General features: G+C 62.3%; 23 protein-coding genes. 9 read left to right on the top strand and 14 right to left on the bottom strand.

Going from position 1 to position 22,732, the window contains the following annotated elements; all coding sequences use genetic code 11:
• The first annotated feature begins 55 nt into the window (after nt 1-55).
• Nucleotides 56-1,624: a carboxylesterase/lipase family protein gene (locus YH3_RS22110; RefSeq protein ID WP_030536828.1), complete on the top strand. Its 1,569-nt coding sequence runs from the start codon at nt 56-58 to the stop codon at nt 1,622-1,624.
• On the opposite strand, the gene YH3_RS22115 is transcribed toward YH3_RS22110, so the two are convergent.
• Together YH3_RS22115 and YH3_RS22120 are read right to left on the bottom strand one after the other, a co-directional pair.
• Entirely contained in the window at nt 1,617-2,843 is a 1,227-nt protein-coding gene (locus tag YH3_RS22115; protein WP_039972654.1) for an MFS transporter, read from the bottom strand. The two genes, YH3_RS22110 and YH3_RS22115, sit on opposite strands and share 8 nt — an antisense overlap.
• A gap of 161 nt (nt 2,844-3,004) precedes the next feature.
• Entirely contained in the window at nt 3,005-3,274 is a 270-nt protein-coding gene (locus tag YH3_RS22120; protein WP_007726096.1) for a GNAT family N-acetyltransferase, read from the bottom strand.
• Between the two features lie 573 nt (nt 3,275-3,847).
• Here YH3_RS22120 and YH3_RS22125 point away from each other — a divergent pair.
• Nucleotides 3,848-4,174 carry a hypothetical protein gene (locus YH3_RS22125; RefSeq protein WP_003941297.1) on the top strand — a complete coding sequence of 109 codons (327 nt, stop codon included), beginning with the start codon at nt 3,848-3,850 and terminating at the stop codon, nt 4,172-4,174.
• Between the two features lie 57 nt (nt 4,175-4,231).
• Here the strand turns inward: YH3_RS22125 and YH3_RS22130 are convergent, their stop codons facing one another.
• Both YH3_RS22130 and YH3_RS22135 read right to left on the bottom strand, forming a co-directional pair.
• Nucleotides 4,232-4,855, bottom strand: a complete 624-nt coding sequence (locus YH3_RS22130) for a Type 1 glutamine amidotransferase-like domain-containing protein (protein WP_064444063.1) — start codon at nt 4,853-4,855, stop codon at nt 4,232-4,234.
• Nucleotides 4,856-4,889: 34 nt separating this feature from the next.
• A complete protein-coding gene (locus YH3_RS22135) occupies nt 4,890-5,708 on the bottom strand; it encodes a maleylpyruvate isomerase family mycothiol-dependent enzyme (RefSeq protein WP_064444064.1) in 819 nt (272 codons plus the stop codon).
• A gap of 191 nt (nt 5,709-5,899) precedes the next feature.
• Between YH3_RS22135 and YH3_RS22140 the strand changes: the two genes are divergently transcribed.
• The 4 genes from YH3_RS22140 (at nt 5,900) to YH3_RS22155 (ending at nt 10,828) form a co-directional block, all read left to right on the top strand.
• Nucleotides 5,900-7,438 carry an AMP-binding protein gene (locus YH3_RS22140; RefSeq protein WP_003941397.1) on the top strand — a complete coding sequence of 513 codons (1,539 nt, stop codon included), beginning with the start codon at nt 5,900-5,902 and terminating at the stop codon, nt 7,436-7,438.
• Nucleotides 7,439-7,965: 527 nt separating this feature from the next.
• A complete protein-coding gene (locus YH3_RS22145; protein WP_003941381.1) occupies nt 7,966-9,075 on the top strand; it encodes a Re/Si-specific NAD(P)(+) transhydrogenase subunit alpha in 1,110 nt (369 codons plus the stop codon).
• A complete protein-coding gene (locus YH3_RS22150; protein WP_003941319.1) occupies nt 9,075-9,398 on the top strand; it encodes an NAD(P) transhydrogenase subunit alpha in 324 nt (107 codons plus the stop codon). Before YH3_RS22145 ends, YH3_RS22150 begins: the two co-directional genes overlap by 1 nt.
• Nucleotides 9,398-10,828 (top strand): NAD(P)(+) transhydrogenase (Re/Si-specific) subunit beta, encoded by a 1,431-nt coding sequence (locus tag YH3_RS22155; RefSeq protein WP_064444065.1) that lies wholly within the window; start codon nt 9,398-9,400, stop codon nt 10,826-10,828. The genes YH3_RS22150 and YH3_RS22155 overlap by 1 nt, the downstream gene beginning before the upstream one ends.
• Before the next feature lie 394 nt (nt 10,829-11,222).
• Here the strand turns inward: YH3_RS22155 and YH3_RS22160 are convergent, their stop codons facing one another.
• From YH3_RS22160 to pdhA, 5 genes are read right to left on the bottom strand one after another with little or no spacing between them, the layout of a single operon-like run.
• Nucleotides 11,223-11,876: a hypothetical protein gene (locus YH3_RS22160; RefSeq protein ID WP_007726101.1), complete on the bottom strand. Its 654-nt coding sequence runs from the start codon at nt 11,874-11,876 to the stop codon at nt 11,223-11,225.
• A gap of 29 nt (nt 11,877-11,905) precedes the next feature.
• Nucleotides 11,906-13,111 (bottom strand): MFS transporter, encoded by a 1,206-nt coding sequence (locus tag YH3_RS22165; protein WP_042447902.1) that lies wholly within the window; start codon nt 13,109-13,111, stop codon nt 11,906-11,908.
• 10 nt (nt 13,112-13,121) lie between these two features.
• On the bottom strand, nt 13,122-14,330 hold the full coding sequence (locus YH3_RS22170) for a dihydrolipoamide acetyltransferase family protein (protein WP_064444066.1): 1,209 nt from the start codon (nt 14,328-14,330) through the stop codon (nt 13,122-13,124).
• Nucleotides 14,327-15,304, bottom strand: coding sequence for an alpha-ketoacid dehydrogenase subunit beta (locus YH3_RS22175; protein ID WP_007726108.1), 978 nt, complete (start codon nt 15,302-15,304; stop codon nt 14,327-14,329). Before YH3_RS22175 ends, YH3_RS22170 begins: the two co-directional genes overlap by 4 nt.
• A complete protein-coding gene (gene pdhA / locus YH3_RS22180; RefSeq protein ID WP_047270247.1) occupies nt 15,301-16,389 on the bottom strand; it encodes a pyruvate dehydrogenase (acetyl-transferring) E1 component subunit alpha in 1,089 nt (362 codons plus the stop codon). The genes YH3_RS22175 and pdhA overlap by 4 nt, the downstream gene beginning before the upstream one ends.
• Before the next feature lie 221 nt (nt 16,390-16,610).
• On the opposite strand from pdhA, the gene YH3_RS22185 reads away from it, so the two are divergent.
• Nucleotides 16,611-17,639, top strand: coding sequence for a phosphotransferase family protein (locus tag YH3_RS22185; protein ID WP_047270248.1), 1,029 nt, complete (start codon nt 16,611-16,613; stop codon nt 17,637-17,639).
• Here the strand turns inward: YH3_RS22185 and YH3_RS22190 are convergent.
• Genes YH3_RS22190 through YH3_RS22200 form a run of 3 tightly spaced genes read right to left on the bottom strand, consistent with a single transcriptional unit; the run spans nt 17,636 to nt 19,830 of the window.
• A complete protein-coding gene (locus tag YH3_RS22190) occupies nt 17,636-18,085 on the bottom strand; it encodes a thioesterase family protein (protein ID WP_042447890.1) in 450 nt (149 codons plus the stop codon). The genes YH3_RS22185 and YH3_RS22190 overlap by 4 nt on opposite strands.
• Nucleotides 18,082-19,320 carry a benzoate/H(+) symporter BenE family transporter gene (locus YH3_RS22195; RefSeq protein WP_064112973.1) on the bottom strand — a complete coding sequence of 413 codons (1,239 nt, stop codon included), beginning with the start codon at nt 19,318-19,320 and terminating at the stop codon, nt 18,082-18,084. Before YH3_RS22195 ends, YH3_RS22190 begins: the two co-directional genes overlap by 4 nt.
• 36 nt (nt 19,321-19,356) lie before the next feature.
• Nucleotides 19,357-19,830: an Lrp/AsnC family transcriptional regulator gene (locus YH3_RS22200; protein ID WP_003941284.1), complete on the bottom strand. Its 474-nt coding sequence runs from the start codon at nt 19,828-19,830 to the stop codon at nt 19,357-19,359.
• A 102-nt stretch (nt 19,831-19,932) separates the two neighbouring features.
• Between YH3_RS22200 and YH3_RS22205 the strand changes: the two genes are divergently transcribed.
• Both YH3_RS22205 and YH3_RS22210 read left to right on the top strand, forming a co-directional pair.
• Nucleotides 19,933-20,556, top strand: coding sequence for a LysE family translocator (locus tag YH3_RS22205; protein WP_003941342.1), 624 nt, complete (start codon nt 19,933-19,935; stop codon nt 20,554-20,556).
• Between the two features lie 22 nt (nt 20,557-20,578).
• Nucleotides 20,579-21,319 carry a sulfurtransferase gene (locus YH3_RS22210; RefSeq protein WP_064444067.1) on the top strand — a complete coding sequence of 247 codons (741 nt, stop codon included), beginning with the start codon at nt 20,579-20,581 and terminating at the stop codon, nt 21,317-21,319.
• Nucleotide 21,320: 1 nt separating this feature from the next.
• On the opposite strand, the gene YH3_RS22215 is transcribed toward YH3_RS22210, so the two are convergent.
• Both YH3_RS22215 and YH3_RS22220 read right to left on the bottom strand, forming a co-directional pair.
• Complete coding sequence (locus YH3_RS22215) at nt 21,321-21,782, bottom strand: DUF6328 family protein (protein ID WP_042447880.1); 462 nt, start codon at nt 21,780-21,782, stop codon at nt 21,321-21,323.
• Between the two features lie 13 nt (nt 21,783-21,795).
• A complete protein-coding gene (locus YH3_RS22220; protein ID WP_064444258.1) occupies nt 21,796-22,614 on the bottom strand; it encodes a shikimate 5-dehydrogenase in 819 nt (272 codons plus the stop codon).
• Between the last annotated feature and the right edge of the window lie 118 nt (nt 22,615-22,732).

Here is a 22,732-nt window from a genome sequence, read left to right on the forward strand (position 1 = left end):
GATTGGTAGGTTTGGTCTTGATTGCCACACGCGCGGGTCGGGAGGGGATTCAGACATGGAGACCGACGTTCGACCAAATCTCGGCGAGGACGGAACTCTGGTGATCCGGGCGCGAGGCGGAGAAGCCCGCGGGTATCCGGATGGCGGTGTATTCGCGTGGAAGGGCATGCCCTACGCAGCGGCGCCGGTGGGTGAGCGGAGGTTCCGAGCGCCACAACCCGCACAGCCGTGGGACGGGGTGCGCGACTGTCGTGAGTTCGGGCCGATCGCGCCGCAAGGCCAGAGTCCGGCGGTTCCGATCGATCGGGCCTTCAAAATCGACGAGGACTGCCTGTCGATCAACGTCTGGGCCCCGCGACCCGACGCCACGCCGCGACCGGTGATGGTGTGGATTCACGGCGGCGCCTACTGCCTCGGATCCGCCGCCCAAACGATCTACGATGGCCGTCATCTGGCTGAAACCGGTGACGTCGTTCTCGTCTCCTTCAACTATCGCGTCGGCGCACTCGGGTTCCTGGACTTGTCTGCATTTTCCACCGCGGATACCGTTTTCGAGTCGAACTGTGGTCTGCGAGACCAGATTGCGGCACTCGAATGGGTTCGAGACAACATCGACGCCTTCGGTGGTGACCCGAGTGCGGTGACCGTGTTCGGGGAGTCCTCCGGCGCAGGATCCATCACGACGCTCATGACCTGTCCGAGCGCCGAAGGTCTGTTCCATCGTGCGATTGCCCAGAGTCCGCCCGCGACCTCCGTCTACGGGGCCGAGCGCGCCAAGACCGTGGCGGAGCGGTTTCTCGAACTGCTCTCGATCGACCCCGAAGACGCAGGCGATCTGTTGACCACAGATCTGGAACTGCTCGTCAAGGCAAGCGATGATTTGGTCAACGAAATTCCGACCCGGATTCCGGGAACTTTGGCGATGGCACCCGTTGTCGATCGCGATCTGGTGCCGCACTACCCGGTTGCGGCTTTCCAGAAGGGTTACGCGCACCGAATCCCACTGATCATCGGTTCCAACAAGGACGAGGCGTCGATCTTCAAGTTCATGAAGTCTCCGCTGATGCCGGTGAGTGCGCAGTCCGTCGAGGCAATGCTCCAATTACTGGCCGACGATCACCCCGACATCTCGGCGACTAAACTTGCCGAGATCATGTCGGCTTACCCTGACCATGCGAAACCGAGTGGTGCGCTGGCGCTTTCACGGGACGCGGCGTTTCGCATGCCGACCCTGTGGATCGCCGACGCGCACTGCAGGCATTCCCCTACGTGGGTCTACCGCTTCGATCACGCGACGCCGATGCTCAAGGCGGCGCGGATCGGCGCGGGCCACGCGACCGAATTACCTTATGTATTCGGCAATTTCGGAACCCTGAACGTCGACCCCACGTTCTGGCTCGGCGGACGGAAGGCTGCGATGGAGGTGGCCGGCCGTATCCAACGGCGATGGTTGGCCTTCGCCAGGCATGCCGTGCCGGCGGCCCTCGACGGCTCGAAGCACTGGGCGCCGTACGAGGAAGAGAAGCGGTCGACGCTGTTGATCGACTCCGCCGACACCCTCGTCAGCGACCCCGATCACGGACTGCGCGTCGCCTGGGGCAACGACGTGATGGGGTTCAACTGACGTCGGTCGAGTGCCGCGGACGATCGAGTTCGCGAAGCACCGGTAGGGAGGCACATACTGCGGCGATCAGGATGATCGGAATCGACAGGGCCACAAAGGTCGACGCGATTCCGAGTTGATCGAGCAGCGGGCCGACCGCGAGGTAGCCGAGCGGGCCGGCGGCGTAGGCCGTCGACGTCATGACACCGACGACGCGTCCGCGCATGTGCTCCGGGCTGTGCGTCTGCATGGCGTAGTTGGCGATCGGGCCGACTGGTCCGTAGACGAGGCCCTGCAGTCCGGCAAGTACGAGGATCACCCACAGCGGAGGTAGGAGCGCCATGGCCAGCATCGCTATGCCGAGAACGGCGACGGCAAAAATCATGATCAGCCGCCGGGACATGATCGGCGCCAGTGGGGCGTAGGCGAGAGAGCCGATGATGCCGCCGATCGCCAAGGCCATCAACACCGATCCGAGTTGGGCCGGTTGATCCAACTCTGTGAAGTACACCGGGAACACGACACTCTCCACAGGCATGTAGAGCGCGACGACTGCCATGTCGATCAGCGCCAGGGTGCGCAGCAGTTTGTTGTTCCAGACGAACCGAAGACCGTCGAGTGTGCCGTGCCAGATCGATTTCGGACGGTGTTCGTGTTCGGGCACTCCGGCGCCGGGAAGCCGGATGAAGGCGACCACGACTATCGAGAACACAAAACCTGCCGCCGTGACCCAGAGCGTGTTCACCGCTCCGATCGTTGCGATGAGGACACCGCCGATGCCAGGGCCGATCAGATACGCGACGTTGAAGTTGGCCTCGTACACACTGTTGGTTCGATCGAGCTTCCACTTGGCGGTCCGAGTCGCTGCAGGCAGCATGGACTCCCTCGCCGCCATTCCGGCGGGGTCGAACACGGCGCCGAGTGCGGCCAACGCCGCGATCACCGGGATCGTCAAGCCCGCGGTGGCCGCGATGATCGGAATCGCTGCAACGGACATCGCAGAGAGAGCGTCGGAAATCATCGACGTTCGACGGCGTCCGAACTTGTCGACGAATGTCCCCGAAAACAGGCTCGACACGAGTAGCGGAATGGCTGCTGCGCCGGCAACTATCGCCGCGTCGGTAGCCTTACCGGTTCGTTCGAGAACCAGCCAGGGGAGCACGACGATGGCGATACCGTTGCCGATCGCCGAGAACAGCGTCGCGAGATTGACCAGTACGAGAGGAAGATAGCTGGGGATAACTACGTCCGTGGACGCAGGTGGACGCCGATCTGCTGAGGCGACCACGTTCTTTCCTTCCCCGAGATGGTGCCGCCCAGGATTTCGACGACGGCACCATCGACGCTAGCAGCGGGGTCTGCAGGTTCGCGACTGGTTTTTCGCCGGCCGTTCTCGTTCGGTTATGCCTGGTAGACGGGGTTCTCCGCAACAAACTTCTCGACGTACGAGCACGTCGGAAGGATCTTCAATCCCTCGTTCCGGGTCTGATCGAGCGCTTCACGCACCACGATGGCGGCAAGCCCGCGCCCACGAAACTGCGGATAGGTCACCGTGTGGTGGAAATCACGGACGCCGGAATGGTCCGAGTACTCGGCGAAACCGGCGAGTTCGCCGTCGACTCGGATCTCGAAACGCGTTTCCGCGGGATTGTGCGCCACTGTCTCGGTCATCTTCGGGCTCCGTTTCGAAAGGGCGGCCGGTTGCGCCGCGCCGCGTCTACGTTCTCTGGAGCACGCTACCTGGCAGGCCGTCCGCAATATCGGTTGCCGCGTGGGATCCGTTACTTAGCGCAACTACAACTGGACGACCGTTCAAGGGACCTTCGTCGCCATGGAGAACGAACAAAACTGGTCTGTACGTGCCGATTTGCCCGTACTTTTGTGCCCACAACGGGTGATACATATGCATCACGATCGTAAACATCCCAATATGTGGGACCGGTCACAAAGTTTTTTGTCGTCTGTTCGGATGGATTAAGTGGAGGGCCTGAAACGGGCAAATTGCAGGTCAGCGGCGCGCTGGTTGCGTGTCGATGATGGGTGCGAGCGGCCGGAAACCCCAGGGGTATTGCGTTGGTCATCAGATCGTTTCTCGGACGTGATCCCAAAGACCCGCTCGGGGGGTTAGCGTTTGAATCGTCGGGGATAGAAGAAGCGTTACAACTTCGCCAAAAAAACTTTGGCGTCGCTGCTCAACGGTTCGATTTCGAGTCTTCGTCGGACAACTTCGAGGAAGGAACGCACATGATTTTCGGGCAGCGTGAGTCGAACAGTTACTTTGCCGCAATTTTTTCGTACGACTTCCTTGACGAAGGTCTGGGATACGAGACCATCGCACGGATTCACCGAGGCGAGATCTGCGAATGGATTCGTGATCTCGAGGCTTCCGGGTTGTTCTCGGCTGCGGAAGTCCATGCCGCTGAACTGGCATGGCGCGAAAATCCACGCCTGCTCCTCGACGCCCTTCTCGAGGACGCTGACGAGGTCTCTGTCAAGCGCTGGGAGATCGCGTGGACGAGGCTCGAGCGTCAGTCGCCGGCAGCCGGAACCGCGGTGGCAGAGCACGGCTGATCCGGTCGGGCCGAGTCGACTGCTCAGTCTGCGTCAAGATCAACTGTCTGCGTTACATCAACGGTCGACGAGTATCACCTCGTGATCTGTAAGCACGGTGAATTGCGAGCCCGCCGTGGTCAGGGTCGCAACCGTCCGCGCAGTCACCTGTGGATCTTCGAGTAGCGAATCGCCGCCGTGCGGCACTATCGCGAAGTCGATCAGCGCGAGCCCGGACCAGATCGGGTCGATACCGCACGTTGGCATGACTTCAGCGGGGTCGTCCGACGCGTCCAGCCCGATCAGAGTCGGAGTCGCCAGGCACGCTCCGGCGCTGTATCCCGCATAGGCCACGACGCCTGAACGAACCAGCATCTCGATGACCCTGTCAGCGCCACTTCGAGCTAGCTGAGCTCGCAGGACGAACGTGTTTCCGCCGCGAACCCACAGGCAGTCGAATTCGCGGAGCCGGAGTTCGAGTGCTTCCGATGCACCCAGGAAGTCTCGGACATCCACTTCCTCTGCGGTGAAGCCCGCTGCCCGTAGCGGAGTCAATTCGCTGGTGACTGCTGAACTGCGGGCATTGGCGGGCCACGAATCTGCAGCCGCGGCGATGACCGCGATGCGAGCGCCGCGGCCTACGAGATCGACAAAAGCCTCGCGGTGGTCGCCGAATCGGTAGGACGAGAGAAACAGTTTCACTTCTCAGTACCTTCGCGACCTACCCACCCAGCCCTCAAATCGTGAACGCCAGATTGTCGACGACGCGTGTGCCCACCGTGGTGTCACCGCGAAGCGAGATGTCGGTTCGGTGATCCGACGCGTGGACGCGGCCACCGGCAATTCGGGTGAAGAGCGGTGAGCTCATCGAGATGGTCGTGGTCGCCGGACCGTCCAACTCCGGGACGAGTGTTGCTCGCGCGTCGACCGAGACGTGAAGTGAACGGGCAAGTGGCCCTTCGAGTTCGAAAGTGATCCGTGCTCCCTCTGGCGCCTTTCCTCGTTTTCCGACGACGAATCCGAGCGCGCTGGTGATTTCGCCGAATGCAGTCTCCGCGCGCAATCCGCCTTCCTCACCCCGAATGCCAACTGCATCTCTGATGTCGAGTTCGTGCATCCAACAGTCGAAGGTCCGAATACGCATGAACCGGCCATAGGGCGCAAGACCGACCGGTGTTTGTGTCTCGGCGTCCCAGTCCGCGCTGGTCATCGAGCGCAGCGCTTCGGTTCGTTCGGCGGTGATCTCGCGATATCGGGTCAGCAGGTCCGAGTGCAGTGTCCGCCGCAGGCCTTCGACCCAGCGCTCGTTGAACGCCGCAATCTCGTTGTGGACGTGGGGCAATGCGTGCACGTCCAGATTGATCGACGGCGGATTGATGCCCGAGAGCAGTGATTCCGTACCGATCAGATGGGACACGATGTCGTGAACCGTCCACCCCGGAAGGTTCGACGGTGCCAACCACTGATCGCCGTCGAGTTCGGCCAGCAGTGCGTCGATGACTCTCCATTCCTCGGTCAATGCGTCGACTACTGAGTCCTGGGGCCAACCACTCATGTGGACATCTCCTGTTTCGGACGGTGCGGTTCTCCTCACTGTATGTCCCGGCGGATAAGTGAGCGGGCATTCCCATGCTTCGAGTCGGTGTCACCAAACCTCCGAGGGTGGCAGAGTTCCTGTGGTAGACCAGGATTGTCGACGCCGAAGCAGGCTCACGCGGCGTTGGCGTCACCGACAGAGGAGTCTTCGTGTTTCCAGGAAATTTTGTCCAGTCCACGCCGGACAAGCCCGCCGTCATTCGCCCTGCGACGGGTGAGTCCATCACCTATCGGGAACTCGACGAACGGTCGACGCAGTTGGCGCGATACTTCCGAAGTGTCGGTGCCAAGCCTGGGGACCACGTCGCTCTCATCTCGAACAACGATCTCCGGGCGTTCGAGGTGTACTGGGCAGCGTTGAGATCCGGCCTCTACATCACCGCGGTGAACTGGCATCTCACGGCTTCGGAGGCTGCCTACATCGTCGACGACTGCGAGGCGACAATTCTGGTGGCGTCGGGGCAGGCGTCCGCAGCAGTTCCGTTGGACGAGAAGCTGATTCCACGCGTGCGGCACCGATTGGTGTACGGCGGCGCCCTCGAGGGCTTCGACGACTACGAAGAAGCGGTCGATGCGCAGTCCACTGCTCCACTCGACTCGCAGCCGCGTGGGGCTGACATGCTGTATTCGTCGGGAACCACCGGCAGGCCGAAGGGGATCAAAGGAGATCTCCCGGAGGGTGAGGTGAACACCACCATGGATCCGTACACCGCGGTGTTCGCACCGATGTACGGGTTCGATTCCGACACAGTCTATTTGTGCCCGGCTCCGGTCTATCACGCGGCGCCCCTGCGTTTTTGCGGCGTGATCAATTCGGTCGGCGGAACCGTGATCTTGATGGATGCATTCGAAGCCGAAACCGCGCTGGAGTTGATCGGTAAATACGCTGTGACGCACAGTCAGTGGGTACCGACGATGTTCGTTCGAATGTTGAAACTTCCGAAGGAGACCCGTGATCGTTACGACGTCTCGACGGTGAAGGTCGCCATTCACGCTGCTGCTCCCTGCCCGCCCGAAGTGAAGACGGCAATGATCGACTGGTGGGGGCCGGTGATCTACGAGTACTACGCCTCGACCGAGGGTTCGGGCGCTACCTTCATCAACAGTGAGCAGGCCTTGTCGCATCCGGGTTCCGTCGGGCGTGACGGAGTGATGGGGATCGTGCACATCTGTGACGACGCCGGGCGCGATCTTCCGGTCGGCGAGATCGGTACCGTGTTCTGGGAGCGGGAGACTTTGCCGTTCCGGTACCACAATGATCCCGAGAAAACGGCTGCCGCGCAGCATCCGGATCATCCGACGTGGACGACGAGTGGAGATATCGGCTATATCGACTCCGAGCGTTTCCTTTATCTGACCGACCGCGCCGCGTTCACGATTATCTCCGGTGGTGTGAATATCTACCCACAGGAGTCCGAGAACATCCTTACTTTGCACCCGAAGGTGTTCGACGTGGCGGTCATCGGTGTTCCCGACGAGGAAATGGGTGAGCAGGTCAAGGCGGTTGTCCAACTAGCGGAGGGAATCGAGCCCGGTGCCCATGTCGCCGAGGAATTGCTGGAATACGTTCGCAGTCAGGTCGCACATTTCAAAGCTCCGAGAAGCATTGACTTTGCCGACGAATTGCCTCGGACCGCTACAGGAAAGCTCGTCAAGCACAAGTTGCGGTCTCAATATGTGAGCAATTGATGCTCTAGTGAAATGCTAGGACATCAGAGTAATTCTGCGAGATAGTCGGCAAGGACCTGCGCGTGACCGTACGGCAGGTCCTTGCTTGCTGTCAGTAGAACAACGGGTCGAGCATCCGAGGATGGTGCGAGGCGTACTGCAGGTTTTCGCGTTTGAGGCCGCGTGGCCGGAGTCGGTCTACGCGGAGTCGGACGGCGTTACATTCGGAAGCCGGTTCGTAAACTCGCTCGACGGTGATTATTCGGCGCGTCATTCTGATGCCTTTACGTCTTTCGGCCGTTTCAAATAGTGGAATAGTCCGCCATTCCGGTGTGATCGGCCTCACAGTAGGCTTCTTCAGGTATGTCCAAACATACTGTTCGGACTCGATTCAGATGGAGAAAGTGCGTCGTCGGTTTCCCTACGCCGCGTTAACTCTGGCTACTATCAGTCACCATTCACCCAAAAGCGGGTCATCTTCCGCTCATCACATGCTGGTTGCCGCTCGTCGCAGCAGGCGAACCACCAACCGCAGAAGGTAATGGAAAATGGAAACATCGAAGAGCGCACAAGTGCGTCCGTCGGTCGGCGTCCCTCGAGAATCGAGTGATGGTGAGCGTCGGGTCGCATTGGTGCCGAAAATTGTGTCCGCTTTGATCGGCAAGGGTGTCGACGTGGTCGTCGAGTCCGGGGCCGGTCTCGGGGCGTTGATTCCCGACGAGTTGTACACCGCTGCCGGCGCGAAGATCGGCGATCCGTGGACTGCTGACGTGGTGGTCAAGGTTGCGCCTCCGTCGACAGAAGAGATCGCCCGGATCAGTACCGGCGCGAAGCTCATCGGTTTCCTGAATCCGCGTAATGCGGACAACCGCATCGCCGAGTTGAAGGCCGCCGGCATCGAGGGATACGCCGTGGAGGCGATTCCTCGTATCTCCCGCGCGCAGGTGATGGACGCGTTGTCCTCGCAGGCGAACGTGTCCGGGTACAAGGCTGTTCTGTTGGCAGCATCGGAGTCGACGCGGTTCTTCCCGATGCTCACCACCGCTGCGGGCACGGTGAAGCCTGCGACGGTTCTGGTCCTCGGAGTGGGTGTGGCAGGTCTGCAGGCGCTGGCGACAGCCAAGCGTCTCGGTGGCCGCGCTACCGGGTACGACGTGCGTCCTGAGGTCGCCGACCAGGTGCGTTCGGTGGGTGCACAGTGGCTCGACCTGGGAATCGATGCGGCGGGCGAGGGTGGATACGCCCGCGAGTTGACCGACGACGAGCGAGCGAAGCAGCAGCAGGCACTCGAAGATGCGATCAAGGGCTTCGACGTTGTGATCACCACTGCTCTGGTTCCGGGTCGTCCCGCGCCGCGCCTGGTGACCGCTGCCGCGGTCGAAGGCATGAAGCCGGGCAGTGTGGTGGTCGACCTCGCGGGTGAAACCGGTGGTAACTGCGAGCTGACCGAGCCGGGTCAAACCGTCGTCAAGCACGGCGTGACCATTTGCTCTCCGTTGAATTTGCCGGCGTCCATGCCGGAGCATGCGTCCGAGTTGTACTCGAAGAACATTTCCGCGCTGATCGAACTCATGTTGGTGGAAGGTGCCTTGGCGCCTGATTTCTCCGACGAGGTTCTGGCCGGTGCGTGCGTCACCCGTGAAGAGAAGGGCGCCTGATGTACACATCACTGCTGGCGAACATCGCGATCCTGGTGTTGTCCGGGTTTGTCGGTTTCGCTGTGATCTCCAAAGTTCCGAACACTCTGCACACCCCGTTGATGTCCGGTACGAACGCCATCCACGGCATCGTCGTCCTGGGCGCGTTGGTCGTCCTGGGCAAGGTGCACGATCCCTCGATCGGGCTGCAGATCATCTTGTTCGTAGCGCTCGTCTTCGGAACCGTGAACGTTGTCGGTGGTTTTGTCGTCACGGACCGCATGTTGGCGATGTTCAAGGCCAAGCCGGCCGCCAAGTCTGTGTCGAAGGATGGTGACCAGTAATGGAATACCTGGTCAATGCGCTCTACATTGTCGCGTTCTCGATGTTCATCTACGGCCTCATGGGTCTTACCGGCCCGAAGACCGCAGTCCGCGGTAACCAGATCGCCGCGGTCGGCATGCTCATCGCCGTCGTTGCAACTCTGATCTCCATTCGTGATGCGGAGATGGGGAACTGGATCCTCATCGCTGCCGGCCTTGTCATCGGTGTCGTGCTCGGCATTCCGCCGGCGCTCCGGACGAAGATGACGGCCATGCCGCAGTTGGTGGCACTGTTCAACGGTGTCGGCGGCGGCACGGTCGCGTTGATCGCGTACGCGGAGTTCCTGGACTCGGACGGTTTCACCGCATTCCAGCACGGCGAGTCGCCGACGGTACACATCGTCATCGCGTCGCTCTTTGCCGCGGTGATCGGATCGATCTCCTTCTGGGGCAGCGTGATCGCGTTCCTGAAGCTGCAGGAAACTCTGCCTGGTCGTCCGATCGGAATCGGTAAGCTCCAGCAGCCGCTCAATGCTCTGCTGCTCATTGCCGCCGTCGCGTTCTCGGTGATCATCGGTATCAAGGCGATCTCACCGGAAGGCCCGACCAGCTCACTGTGGATCGTCGGCGTGCTCGTGCTCTCGGGCATCCTCGGACTGATGGTCGTGCTGCCCATCGGCGGCGCGGACATGCCCGTCGTCATCTCGCTGCTCAACGCTCTGACCGGTTTGTCAGCTGCTGCTGCAGGTTTGGCGCTCAACAACCAGGCGATGATCGTCGCCGGCATGATCGTGGGTGCTTCGGGCACCATCTTGACCAACCTCATGGCCAAGGCCATGAACCGGTCCATCCCGGCCATCGTTGCCGGCGGCTTCGGTGGTGGTGGCGGTGAAGCCGCATCCTCCGACGGTGTCGTGCGCACGGCAAAGGCGACCTCGGCCGCCGACGCGGCTATCCAGATGGCCTACGCCAACCAGGTCATCGTCGTACCCGGATACGGACTTGCCGTCGCGCAGGCTCAGCATGCCGTCAAGGACATGGCGAAATTGCTCGAGTCGAAGGGTGTCGAGGTCAAGTACGCCATTCACCCGGTCGCCGGCCGTATGCCTGGTCACATGAACGTTCTTCTCGCAGAGGCGGATGTCTCGTACGACGCGATGAAGGAAATGGACGACATCAACGACGAGTTCTCTCGTACCGATGTCACCTTGGTGATCGGTGCGAACGACGTCACCAACCCGGCGGCGCGCAACGATCCGAGCTCACCGATTCACGGAATGCCGATCCTCAACGTCGACCAGTCGAAGTCGGTCATCGTGCTCAAGCGTTCGATGAACTCCGGTTTCGCCGGTATCGAGAACCCGCTCTTCTTCGCGGAGGGCACTTCGATGCTCTTCGGTGACGCCAAGAAGTCGGTCTCCGAAGTAACCGAGGAGCTCAAGGCGCTCTAGCGCTGGTACTCGGAAGGGGCGTCCACTCGCAGCTGCGAGTGGACGCCTTTTTTCGTGGCCGTGTGTTGCAAAGATGTCGTGTGTTGCAACGACTTCTTGTGCTGAAACGACTTCTTGTGCTGAAACGACAAAGGCGCCTGGTCCGAGACGAAACTCGGAACAGGCGCCTCTGGCGACGTTTTACGGAACCTCGGGGGTTTCGGGGTCGGAAGAGAAGCCGGAAAGTAGTTCGATCAACTTCTGGATCAGTTCGAGCGGGTTCAGATCTTCGAGGCTCACGGTAAAGACTCCTTCGCTGTGGAACTACTTGATTCGGACATTTCAGAACATACGTCATGTCCAACCGTGGCGGGAGAGCTATCGGCGAAAATCTCTGAATCCCAAAGATTTAGGACTAAAGTCGGATGCTCCGGTGCCGGGAGAACGCGATGGCTGCCGTATCTGGGCGCAGCTCTTCACGTTTCGCGGCGATGGGCGATCGTGCCATCAAAATGGCTGCGGCACAGGCCCATACCAGGGTGATCAGAATGCCAGCTATCACTCCGAAAAGGCCGCTCAGCTCGGCGGCGAGCGCGCTGGCACCGATCGCAGCAACTCCGACGAATCCGAGCCCGGCGACCACCGGACGCCACTGCGGGGCGGAGATCAAGATCGCCGAGCAGTACAGCGCGGTCGCCGCTGCGACGTGACCGCTGGGCAATAGGTCCTGGGGAACATCGGGGAGCCAGGAACCGAATGCCGCGTTGGTGAGATTGGCGCCCATTCCGAGGAGCAGGATCGCGCCGATGCCGTATGGCAGTCCGCGGACCATCGAGACGACGGCCAGAGCGGTAGTGGCTGCGAGTACAGCGGTGACGTCGAATCGGCCTACCGTCCACTCGGCAAGTGCGCGCACCTGTTCCGGGACGCTCAAACCGGGCGAGGTGGGTCGCACGAAATACAAGACGCCCAGCGCTACGACGGCGATCGCGGCAAGGACGAGGAAGCGAGTGGTTGTGGAGGGAGCGGGGTGCTGGGTGGAGGTCGAGACGGTCACGAGTACCAGCATCCCTGTTGAGTCTGTGCCGATCGTGAGGATCAGCTGTGAGGTCTGTAGGCGGTCGGAGAATCGCGCCGAACGACACCCGCACAACCCGCTGCGACCAGGACGCATGCAAACGGGATCAACATTGCTGTGGTGAGAGGCACAAGCTTGGTGACCCAGCCGATGGTTGCCGGACCGGCGAGGAATCCGATGTATCCCATGCCGACGACGCGAGACATGTTGGTGCCGGCCGAACCTGAGCCCAGATTTCCGGCCGTGGTGAAGATCTGCGGAATGCATCCCGACAGGCCGGCGCCGAACAGGGCCCAACCGAGCAACGTCAGTGGTAGCCAGCCGGATACCACGACGGTCAGCATTCCGATGGACGAAAGCAACGCACCGTAGCGAACCACTGCCACCGGGCCTACCGCCGCGCTGATCCGATCCGCGGTGAACCGGCCGACGGTCATCATGGCGGAGAATGCGCCGAACGACAGTGCGGCAACGGCATTCGAAACACCGAGATCTTCCTTGACCTGCAGCGCGCTCCAGTCGTTTGCCACTCCCTCGGCCAGCATCAGAACAAAGGCGAGGGTTCCGAGGGCAAGTACGCGAGCCGAGAATCTGCCGTGTGTCTTTCCGGTAGTCGACGCGGTTTCGGCATGCACGTCGACGTGAGGGAGAAGGGGTCGCGAGCACAACCAGACTGCCAGCAAGCCGATTGCCGACGCGATGCTGAGCGTGACATACGGCGGAAGATCCAGTGCGAGAGTGCCGAATCCGATGACAGAGCCCAATACGCCACCGACCGAGAACATGCCGTGAAAGGCCGCCATGATCGGGCGCCGGTACAACTGTTCGGCCTCGACGGCCTGCGAGTTCATCGACACGTCCAACGCGCCGTTCGCAAAGCCGAACACGACAAGTGCAGCGCCCAGTTGCCAGGTGTTCGTGGCAAACCCCGGGCCGAGAGTGGCGAATGCCAGCCCGCTACCCGCCAGGACGACCATGCGTCTGCTGCCGTATCGATCTGCGAGCGGACCGCTCAACTGCATGCCGGCAATGGCTCCGACTGCAAGAAGGAGAAGAAGTGAGCCGAGCGTCGAGTGACTGATTCCCACACGGTGTTCGATGGACGGAATGTGGACGACCCACATCGCGAGCAGAAATCCGTTGATGCCGAAGATGCCGAAGATGCCGGCCCGGGCGCGTACCAGGGCGGAGGTGGGGACTGCTCGGTCGGTGGGGTTGACGCTCACTCGTTCCTTTTTACAGGTGAGACAGCAACAGGTCCGGGTCCGCGAGCATCTGTGCGACAAATGAGAGGAATCTCGCGGCCTGCTCACCATCGAGTACCCGGTGGTCGAACGCCAACGTCAGTGTCGCGACGCTCCGCACTTCGATCTTGCGCTCGATCACCCACGGACGCTCGCTTACCGAGCCCAGGCAGAGGATGACGGCTTCTCCTGGATTGAGAAGCGGAATGCCGCCGTCGACGCCGAAGACTCCGACATTGGTGATCGTGACGGTGCCACCGGTCAGGTGACGGACGTCCGTCTTTCCCTCACGGGCAGCGACGGTCAGTTCGGTCACCGCGCGTGCGAGTTGGACCAGGCTCAGGGTCTGGGCGCTCTTGATGTTGGGCACGGACAGTCCACGTTCGGAGGCGACGGCGATGCCGAGATTCACGTGATCGTCGATGACGGCGTCGCCGCGGGCCTCGTCCCAATGCGCGTTCACCATCGGGTGCGAGGCGATGGCGGCCACCATTGCCTTGGCAGCGAGAGTCAGCGGAGTGAGGGACAGTCCGGTGAACGCCTCCGAGGAACGGAGCCTGCCGAGCAGTTCCATCGAAGGCGTGACATCAGCGGTGAGGAAGACGCTGGCCTGCGGAGCGCGGGTGCTGGCAACCATCGCCGACGCCATCTGTTTTCGTATGCCGGACGGGGCCAGGCGTGTCGCGTTATCCGAAGGCGCCTGCACGGTAAGCGCGTCTGCGACGTCAGCCGCGGTGACGGCACCGTCGAATCCGCTGCCGGTGATTTCGCTCAGATCGATGCCGGCTTCGCGGGCCGCGCGCCGCGCCGCGGGGGTTGCGGGCCGTCGCTCGGTACTCGCCGCGGATTGCGAGTATGGCGTGATCCTGCTCCGTCGTCGGCTCGGTCTCTCGGCCGCGGGTCCGTACCCGACCAGCACACTCGGAGACTGCGAATCACTTGGAGACGGTGAATCTGAAGACTCCTCGATGCGGATGATCGGAGTGCCGACCGGGACGGTAGAGCCAGCTTCGACGAGGAGTGACCTGACAACGCCGACGTAGGGCGACGGCAGTTCGACAAGAGCTTTGGCTGTCTCTACCTGGGCGAGAACTTGATTGAGTGCCACAGTGTCGCCGACGCCGACCGCCCACTCGACCAGATCGGCGGACGTCAGGCCCTCGCCGAGATCCGGTAACCGGAATTCGTGCGCCGTGCTCATGCTGCCAGCGTCCGGTCGAGTGCTGCGAGGATCCGGTCGGCGTCCGGAAGGTGAAATCGCTCGAGCTTGGCGGGCGGGTAGGGGATGTCGAATCCGGTGACCCGCAGGATCGGTGACTCCAGCTGATAGAAGCAGTGTTCCGCGACGTGTGCTGCGATTTCGGCGCCGACGCCGAGAAACTTCTGCGCCTCATGGACGACGACAAGCCGGCCTGTCTTGTTCACCGAAGCCTCGATCGTGTCGAAGTCGATGGGCGAGAGTGAACGCAGATCCACGACCTCCAGATCGTGGCCTTCTTCTTCGGCAATCCTCGCGGCGTCGAGCGCGGTGGCGACCATGGATCCGTACGCAACCACTGTCGCGTCGTTCCCCGAGCGGGCGACGCGAGCACGGTGGAGCGGAAGCTCGGGCGCGGCATCGGTATTCACGTCGGCGGTATCCCAGTAGCGCCGTTTGGGTTCGAGGAATATCACCGGGTCGTCGGCCGCAATGGATTGGCGGATCATGTGAAAACCGTCGATCGGATTGCTCGGGTACACCACCCGCAGTCCCGCGGTGTGAGCGAAGTACGCTTCGGGCGACTCCGAATGATGTTCCACCGCACCGATTCCGCCGCCACTGGGAATCCGAATCGTCAGTGGCGCAGAGGCAGCGCCTCGGGTGCGGTACTGGATCTTGGCCACCTGCGAGACGATCTGATCGAAAGCCGGGTAGACAAACCCGTCGAATTGAATTTCGCAGACAGGCCGATATCCGCGCAAGGCAAGCCCGAAAGCTGTTCCCACGATCCCTGATTCGGCGAGGGGCATGTCGATCACCCGAGTGTCGCCGAAGTCCTTCTGCAGGGCGTCGGTAACCCGGAATACGCCGCCGAGACGGCCGACGTCCTCGCCCATGATGACAACGCGACGATCGTCTTCGAGTGCGCGTCGAAGGCCGGTGTTGAGCGCGGTCACCAGATTCATGACGGTCATGACGAAGCCCCTTCCAGGCTGCCCAGATACGCGCGATGCTCTTCGCGTTCAGCGTCGACCAGTGGGTGTGCCTCGGCGTAGACGTGATCGAAGAGCGCTGACGGGGGCGGATCGGCGAGCGCGATGGTTGCGCGTCGCAGTCCAGCGGCGACGTCGTCGGCGGCTGCCGCGATGGTGCTGAGTTCGTTTTCTCCGAGAAGATCGCGACGGCCGAGGAGCAGACGCATTCGCTCGAGCGGATCGCGGCTTTTCCACTCCGACATATCCGTATCGGTGCGGTACCTGCTCGGATCGTCGGAGGTCGTGTGCGGGCCCATCCGGCAGGTGATCGCCTCGATGAACGTCGGGCCGCTGCCTTCGCGTGCGCGATAGAGCGCCGAGCGCGTCACGGCGAGCACGGCAAGGACGTCGTTACCGTCGACGCGGATCGCCGGAATACCGTAACCGATCGCCCGATGCGAGATGGGTGTACGGGACTGCAGGGATACCGGTTCACTGATTGCCCACTGGTTGTTCTGGCAGAAGAAGACAACGCCGACACGGAAACTGGCGGCAAATCCCATCGCCTCGGCGATGTCACCCTGACTTGTGGCGCCGTCGCCGAAGTACGCGATCGTTGCGATCTCGGCGCCGTCCAGGTGTGCGCCGAGTGCGTATCCGGTGGCGTGCAGCCCTTGGGAGCCGACGACGATCGCCGGATTGGTGACGTTGAATTGTTCTGGATCCCAACCGGAATGGGAGATTCCTCGCCACATGGTGGTCAGCAATTCGGGGGGAACACCCCGGCAGTACGCGACGGCATGTTCGCGGTAGCTGGTGAACGCGAAGTCGTCTGGGGCGAGCGCTCTCGCGGAACCGACCTGGGCGGCTTCTTGGCCTAGCATCGGAGCCCACAAACCGATTTCGCCTTGACGCTGCAGGGCAACAGCTTCGGTGTCGATGCGGCGACTCACGACGAGATCGCGATACAACGACAGCAGTTCGTCAGGCCCGATGTCTGTTATCAGGCGGTCGAATTCGGGACGGCACACCCGTGCGCCGTTCGGTTGGATGAGTTGGACCGGATAATCGAGGTTGTCGATCATCTTCGCTCACCTCGGTTTCTGCTCATTCCCGGCGCGCCTCGTGAGTACGCCGCACAATCCCGATGTGTCGTATGCAGTTGTCGCTCTAACATCAGGATCCCCCTGATTGGGAAATCCGCAAGTATTTTCACTGCCGTATCAAGACCTGAACTGCGAACTGGCGAGTAACAAACGTGTCGGTACGGCCAACCGATCGGACTTCAACCGCTAGCATCGGTGCGGTGACTGCAGTCGGTTTGAACGAAGAAGCTGTTTCCGCGTGGATCGCCGGACTGGGGGTCGGCGCCACGACACCACTGACTTTCGAGAGGATCGGTAACGGGCAATCGAACCTGACCTACTCCGTGACGGATGCGGGCGGAGGACGGTGGGTACTGCGCAGACCTCCACTCGGCACGTTGTTGGCGTCCGCGCACGACGTCGTTCGCGAGCACCGCATCCTGTCCTCGCTCCAGGGAACCAAAGTGCCGGTTCCGAAGATCCTCGGCATCACGGAAGATCCGGAGATCACGGACGCTCCGCTGGTCCTCATGAGCTACATCGACGGCGTTGTGATCGACGGCGTTCCGGTTGCTCAGAAGTTGACCGAGGACGAGCGTCGCGCGGTCGGCTTGGCGATGCCCAAAACCCTCGCCAGCATCCACGGAGTTGACCTGGAAGAGACCGGGCTGGACGACCTGGCCAGCCGCAAGCCCTTTGCCGAGCGTCAGCTCAAGCGGTGGTCGGCGCAGTGGGAGAAGTCGAAGACCCGCGATGTTCCGGATGTCGACCGATTGGCCGAGATTCTGCACCGAAACATTCCGGAACAGAACGAAGTGACGTTGGTTCACGGCGACTTCCACCTCAACAACGTCATCACCGATCCGGCCGAGGGGCGCATCGTTGCCGTCGTCGACTGGGAGCTGTGCACGTTGGGGGAGCCGCTCGCGGACCTCGGTGCGCTACTCGCGTACTGGCCGGAAGCCGGTGACAAGGTTGCCGGTCCGTTCATGGCGTCCACGCTGGAAGGCTTCCCGAACCGTGACGAGCTGGTCGCTGCCTACGTCGAGGCGACTGGCCGCGACGTGTCAGCGGTCGGATACTGGCACGTACTCGCTCTGTGGAAGCTCTCGATCATCGCGGAGGGCGTGCTGCGACGTATCCTCGACGATCCGCGCAACAAGGCCGAGCACGGCGGCCCGACGGTCGCGCTGATCGACGGAATCGTTGCACGCGCCGTCTTGACGGCAGATCAGCTCGGTCTGAGCTAGTTTTCGGTCAAGGTCCCGGCTGCAGATCTGATGGCCGCCGGGATCTCCACCGGCTTACGGGTGTCGGCGTCGACGTAGACGTGGACAAAGCGGCCGGTGGCAGCGGGTTCCCAATTGCCACCGTCGACCTCGTGGAATATCGCCAGGGCGTAGACGATGCTCTTGGTGCCCAGCTTCTCGACGGAGATACCCACCTGCAACTGCTCGGGGAACGACAGTTCGCTCAGGTACCGGCACGACGTCTCGGCGACGACGCCGATGGCAGGCAGGGTGCGGATGTCGGTTCCAGTGGAAGACATCAGCCAGGCGTTGACCGCGGTGTCGAAGTACGAGTAGTAGGTCACGTTGTTGACGTGGCCGTAGTGATCGTTGTCGTCCCACCGCGTCGGGACGGGCCAGAGAACGGGAAACTCGCTGATCGACGGGGGCGTCTGCGCTGTGCTCACGGCTTCGACTGTAGTGAGGACTTTCGCGAGAGTGGGGGCAGGGTGGTGCCCTGTAGGACTGCACGCACGATCAGCCCCACCAACAGTGCCCAGAATGCCGAACCGATTCCCAGGATACTGACCCCGGATGCGGCGATCAGAAACGTGACCACGGCGCCTTCACGTTCACTCGCCTCGCTCAGCGCCGACGTGAGGGCGCCGGCAAGCGTTGCCAGGAGCGCCAGTCCGGCAACAGTTTCCACGACTCCGGCCGGTGCGGCGGCTACCAGAGCGGCCACCGCGGCCGCGCCGGCAGCGAGAACGAGATACGCCCAGCCTGCGGTGAAGGCAGCGATCCATCGACGTTTGGGATCCGGATGTGCGGTGGGGGCGGCGGCCAGGGCTGCGCTGATCGCCGCGAGGTTGATCGCATGGCCACCGGCCGGTGCGCCGACGATGGTGCCGATACCCGTCACGATCATCGACGGTCGCCAGGGAACGGTGTATCCGAACGAATTCATCACGGCCACACCGGGAATGTTCTGCGAAGCCATCGTGACGATGTAGAGGGGAATCGCAATGCCGATCATTGCCTGCCAGGTCCACGACGGCGCGGTGAGATCGATGCGGGGAATCATGGCGCCGGCGTCGAGCACTCGATCCGACGTGACGAGGCTGATCCCGATCACGACCGCTGCGGTGAGGAACGCGAGCGGAACCGCCCATCGCTTGGAGAAGCGCTGCGCGGCAAGCCAAACCAGGATGACGGGCGCGACCGCTGCCGGTGCGTCCCGGACGGCGATGATCGGCGCCAGGCACAACGGCATCAGAACCCCGGCGAGCATCGCCTGCGCGAGGGGCGTCGGGATTGCCGAGATGATCCTTCCGAGCGTCGGCCACAGTCCGGTCAGAACAATCGCGATTCCGACGACGATGAATGCTCCGACCGCCGCCGGCCACCCACCCTCGACGGCTCCGGCGCCGGCGAGCAGAGCGGCACCGGGCGTCGACCAGGCCAGGGTGATCGGCATCCGATACCGGCGTGAGAGCCAGAGCATTCCCAACGCTTGGGTCACACACAGAACCAGCAGTCCGGACGCCGCCTCGGTCGCGTCCGCGCCGACAGCGGCGAGGCCGGTGAGGACCACCGCGAACGAACTGGTGAAGCCGACGAGGGCCGTGACGATGCCTGCGCTCATCGGTTGCGAGTTGCTGCGAACGGCTTCCGGTTCGGTGGTATCTGTGGAGTCCGACATGGTCAGTGATTCTGCCCGACCCGCTCGAGGCCCGATTTACCTGTCCGGTCGGATGGGTGAGGTGACCGCTTTGCCGTAGATGAGGTGCGTTTGGGCGTGCCAGACCTCGGGATGTGCGGCGAGGTGGTCGATCAATACCCGTTGTAGATGAGCGCTGTCACGGACCGCGACGTGGAGGAAGAAGTCCTCGGGCCCCGAGACGTTGAAGAGCGCAAGCGTTTCCGGCAGCGCTAGCGCGTCGGCGGTGAACCGGTCGACGAGGTCGCGGCGGTGTGGTCGCAATTGAACGGCGATGATCGCCTGCATCGACCGGCCAACGGCTGCCGGATCGACAACCGCATGGATGCCGCTGATCGTGCCGTTGGCGCGTAGGCGTCGTACGCGCTCGTGGCACGAGGACGTCGCCAAGCCGACTCGATCGGCCAACACCTTGTTGGTGATCGACGCGTCGTTCTGCAATTCGGCCAAAATCTTCCAGTCCACCGGATCCAGAGGCTCATTCTTCGTCATCTGCCGAACTATATCCGGAGTCGTTTTGAACTTCCCGGATCCAGTTGCACACTCCTGGCATGAACATGTGTCTCGAATCAGCTCGGGTGTGAGGTATTTCGGATGAGTGTCGGTCAATGGCTCGCTTTCGGCTCCCTGCTATCCATCGTCCTGTTCACGCCGGGACCGGATTTTGTCCTGATCCTGCGTCATTCTCTGGCAGATCGTCGGACCGGCGCGGTGGTGGCCGCCGGTGTGATTTCCGGGCTCTTCGTTCACACCGCTGCCGCGTCACTTGGTCTCTCCGCACTTGTGGCGACACGGCCGCAGTTGCTCTCCGCGCTCACCTACGCCGGGGCGGCATATCTGACCTGGCTCGGCATCTCCGCGATTCGAAGTGCTTTCAAGGCCCGAGCCTCGGACGAGGGAATTCCGGCAGCGAAAGAACCGATCGCGGTCACCACGGCATTTCGCTACGGCTTCCTCTCGAACCTGCTGAACCCGAAGGCGCTGTTGTTCTTTCTCGGGCTACTCCCGCAATTCATCGAGCCGGGTGAAGGCGCAGGGCTGCGCACGTTGATGTTGGCGGGCGCGACGGTGGTCGCCGCGGCGCTGTGGTGGGCGATCGTGGTGGTGTTGGCAGCCGGAGCCGGCAAGAAGCTGCGTCGCCCTGGCGTCGGCAAGCGAATCGACGTGGTGACGGGAGTGTTGTTGGTGGGTCTCGGTGCCTTCTTCGGGGTTGCATGAGTGGTCGTGTCAGGATGGGCTCATGACACTTCCCGTGCTGATCGACGTCGAAGAACTGTCCGCTCTCATCGAGGCCGGCGCTGCGCCGCGATTGCTCGATGTCCGATGGGCGCTGGGTGATTCGAACGGCGAGCAGCATTTTCGCGATGGCCATATTCCCGGTGCGGTATTCGTGAACCTCGACGAGGAACTTGCCTCGCCGCCGTCGCCGGACGAGGGGAGGCATCCGCTGCCGAGTCTCGAAGACCTGCAGGCCGCTGCGCGTCGTTGGGGAATCGACGACGGTGATTCGGTGGTGCTCTACGACGCCACCGGCAACACGGCCGCTGCCCGTGGTTGGTGGCTGCTGCGGTGGGCCGGGCTCTCGGATGTCCGACTGCTCGACGGCGGGCTACAGGCCTGGGAGTCCGCGGGACTGCCGTTGGCGGCCGGTATCGGTGAGTCGGTCACTCCGGGCAGCGTGACTTTCACCGGCGAGGTCGAGCCGATGGATCCCGTCGCAGGGCACATCCCCGGTGCGGTGAGCGCGCCGACCGCGGAGAACATCACCGGCGACGGGCGGTTCCTGGATGCGACCCGCCTGCGTGAGCGGTTCGCCGGACTGGGCGCCGGAGACAGTGTCGCGGTGTACTGCGGATCCGGAGTAACTGCAGCGCATGAGATTGCGGCACTCGCGATCGCCGGTTACGACGCGACGCTGTTCCCGGGCTCGTGGTCACAGTGGTCCAACGACAGCACTCGCGCCGTCGACACCGGAGCCTGAGTCAGCTCTTGATGCGATCGATGAATGACGGCACGAGAAACCACAGCGCCGTGAACATGATCGCGGCGCACGCTGCCAAAACCTTTGCGGCAACTCCGCCGACGGCGACCTCGGCGATCAACAGGACCGTGCCGGTCATGGAGGCGGCCAGAAAGGCTATGCCGCACAGGGCGAATCGGTTGGCCACGGGCAATATGTTCTCGCGGTGCCCACGGCGGAAAAGCATGCGATGCCAGACCGCGGGTGCCATCAGGAACCCGAACGAGATGGCAACAAGGATCACTGTCACCAAGTGGATGCCGCGGATGTACGCCGACGCTTCCTCGTAGCGTTCGGTGAATGCCACGGCCAGCAGGAAGGCAAACAGGATCTGCACACCAGAGAGCGCGACGCGCAGTTCTTGCAACAACTCGTTGAAGTTCCGCGCGAGTTGTTGAGGTGGAGTCTCCCCGGTCTCGTTCACGGCGACGTGGTTCCTACGCCCGTGAGTATTCCGACGCTCGCTGGATCTGCTCCGCGCTCGGGCGCACACCGGTGTAGAGAACGAACTGCTCGGCGGCCTGAAGGGCAATGACCGACGCTCCTGTGATCGCCGTTTTGCCGAGTTCGGTCGCCAACGCGATCAGTGGCGTCTTCGAAGGCATCGCGACGACGTCGAAGACGACATCGGCTGCGCGCACTGCGTGCTCGGGGAACGACAGTGCATCTGCTTCTGCGCCGCCGGACATACCGATCGGGGTGGCGTTGATCAGCACACCTGGACGAAGCTCACCGAGTTCGGCCTGCCAGTCGAAGCCGTACTGCTTCGCAAGCGATGACCCCACTTGCTGGTTGCGGGCGATCATGGTGACGTCGGTGAATCCGGTGTCGCGCACCGCGGCGACGACTGCTTTTGCCATGCCACCGCTGCCGGCGACAGCGACGGACAGGCTCGTGTCGACGTTGTTGTCACGCAGTAGATCGGCCACCGCCTGATAGTCGGTGTTGTAGGCGTGCAGCACTCCGGACTCGTTGACGATCGTGTTGACGGAGTCGATGGCGCTGGCCGAATCATGCATGACGTCGATGTGCTCGATGACCTGTTCCTTGAACGGCATCGACACCCCGCAGCCTCGAATCCCGAGTGCTCGGATGCCGCCGATCGCGGCTGGCACGTCTTCGGTGGTGAAGGCTTTGTAGACGAAGTTCAGGCCCAATTCCTCGTAGAGGTAATTGTGAAATCTGGTGCCGATGTTGCTCGGTCGCCCGGAGAGCGACATGCACAGGAGCGTGTCCTTGTTGAGGTCGACGGTCATCGTTCCCACTCTAATCGCGAGTTCGGAGTAGTTCTTGATGGAGGAGTGCACCCATCCGGATGGCCCGCAGCGCCGAATGTCGGGTATCCGATCGAAGCACCACTCGCACCGACAGAGC

Source organism: Rhodococcus sp. YH3-3 (assembly GCF_001653035.1).
GTDB lineage: Bacteria > Actinomycetota > Actinomycetes > Mycobacteriales > Mycobacteriaceae > Rhodococcus_F > Rhodococcus_F qingshengii.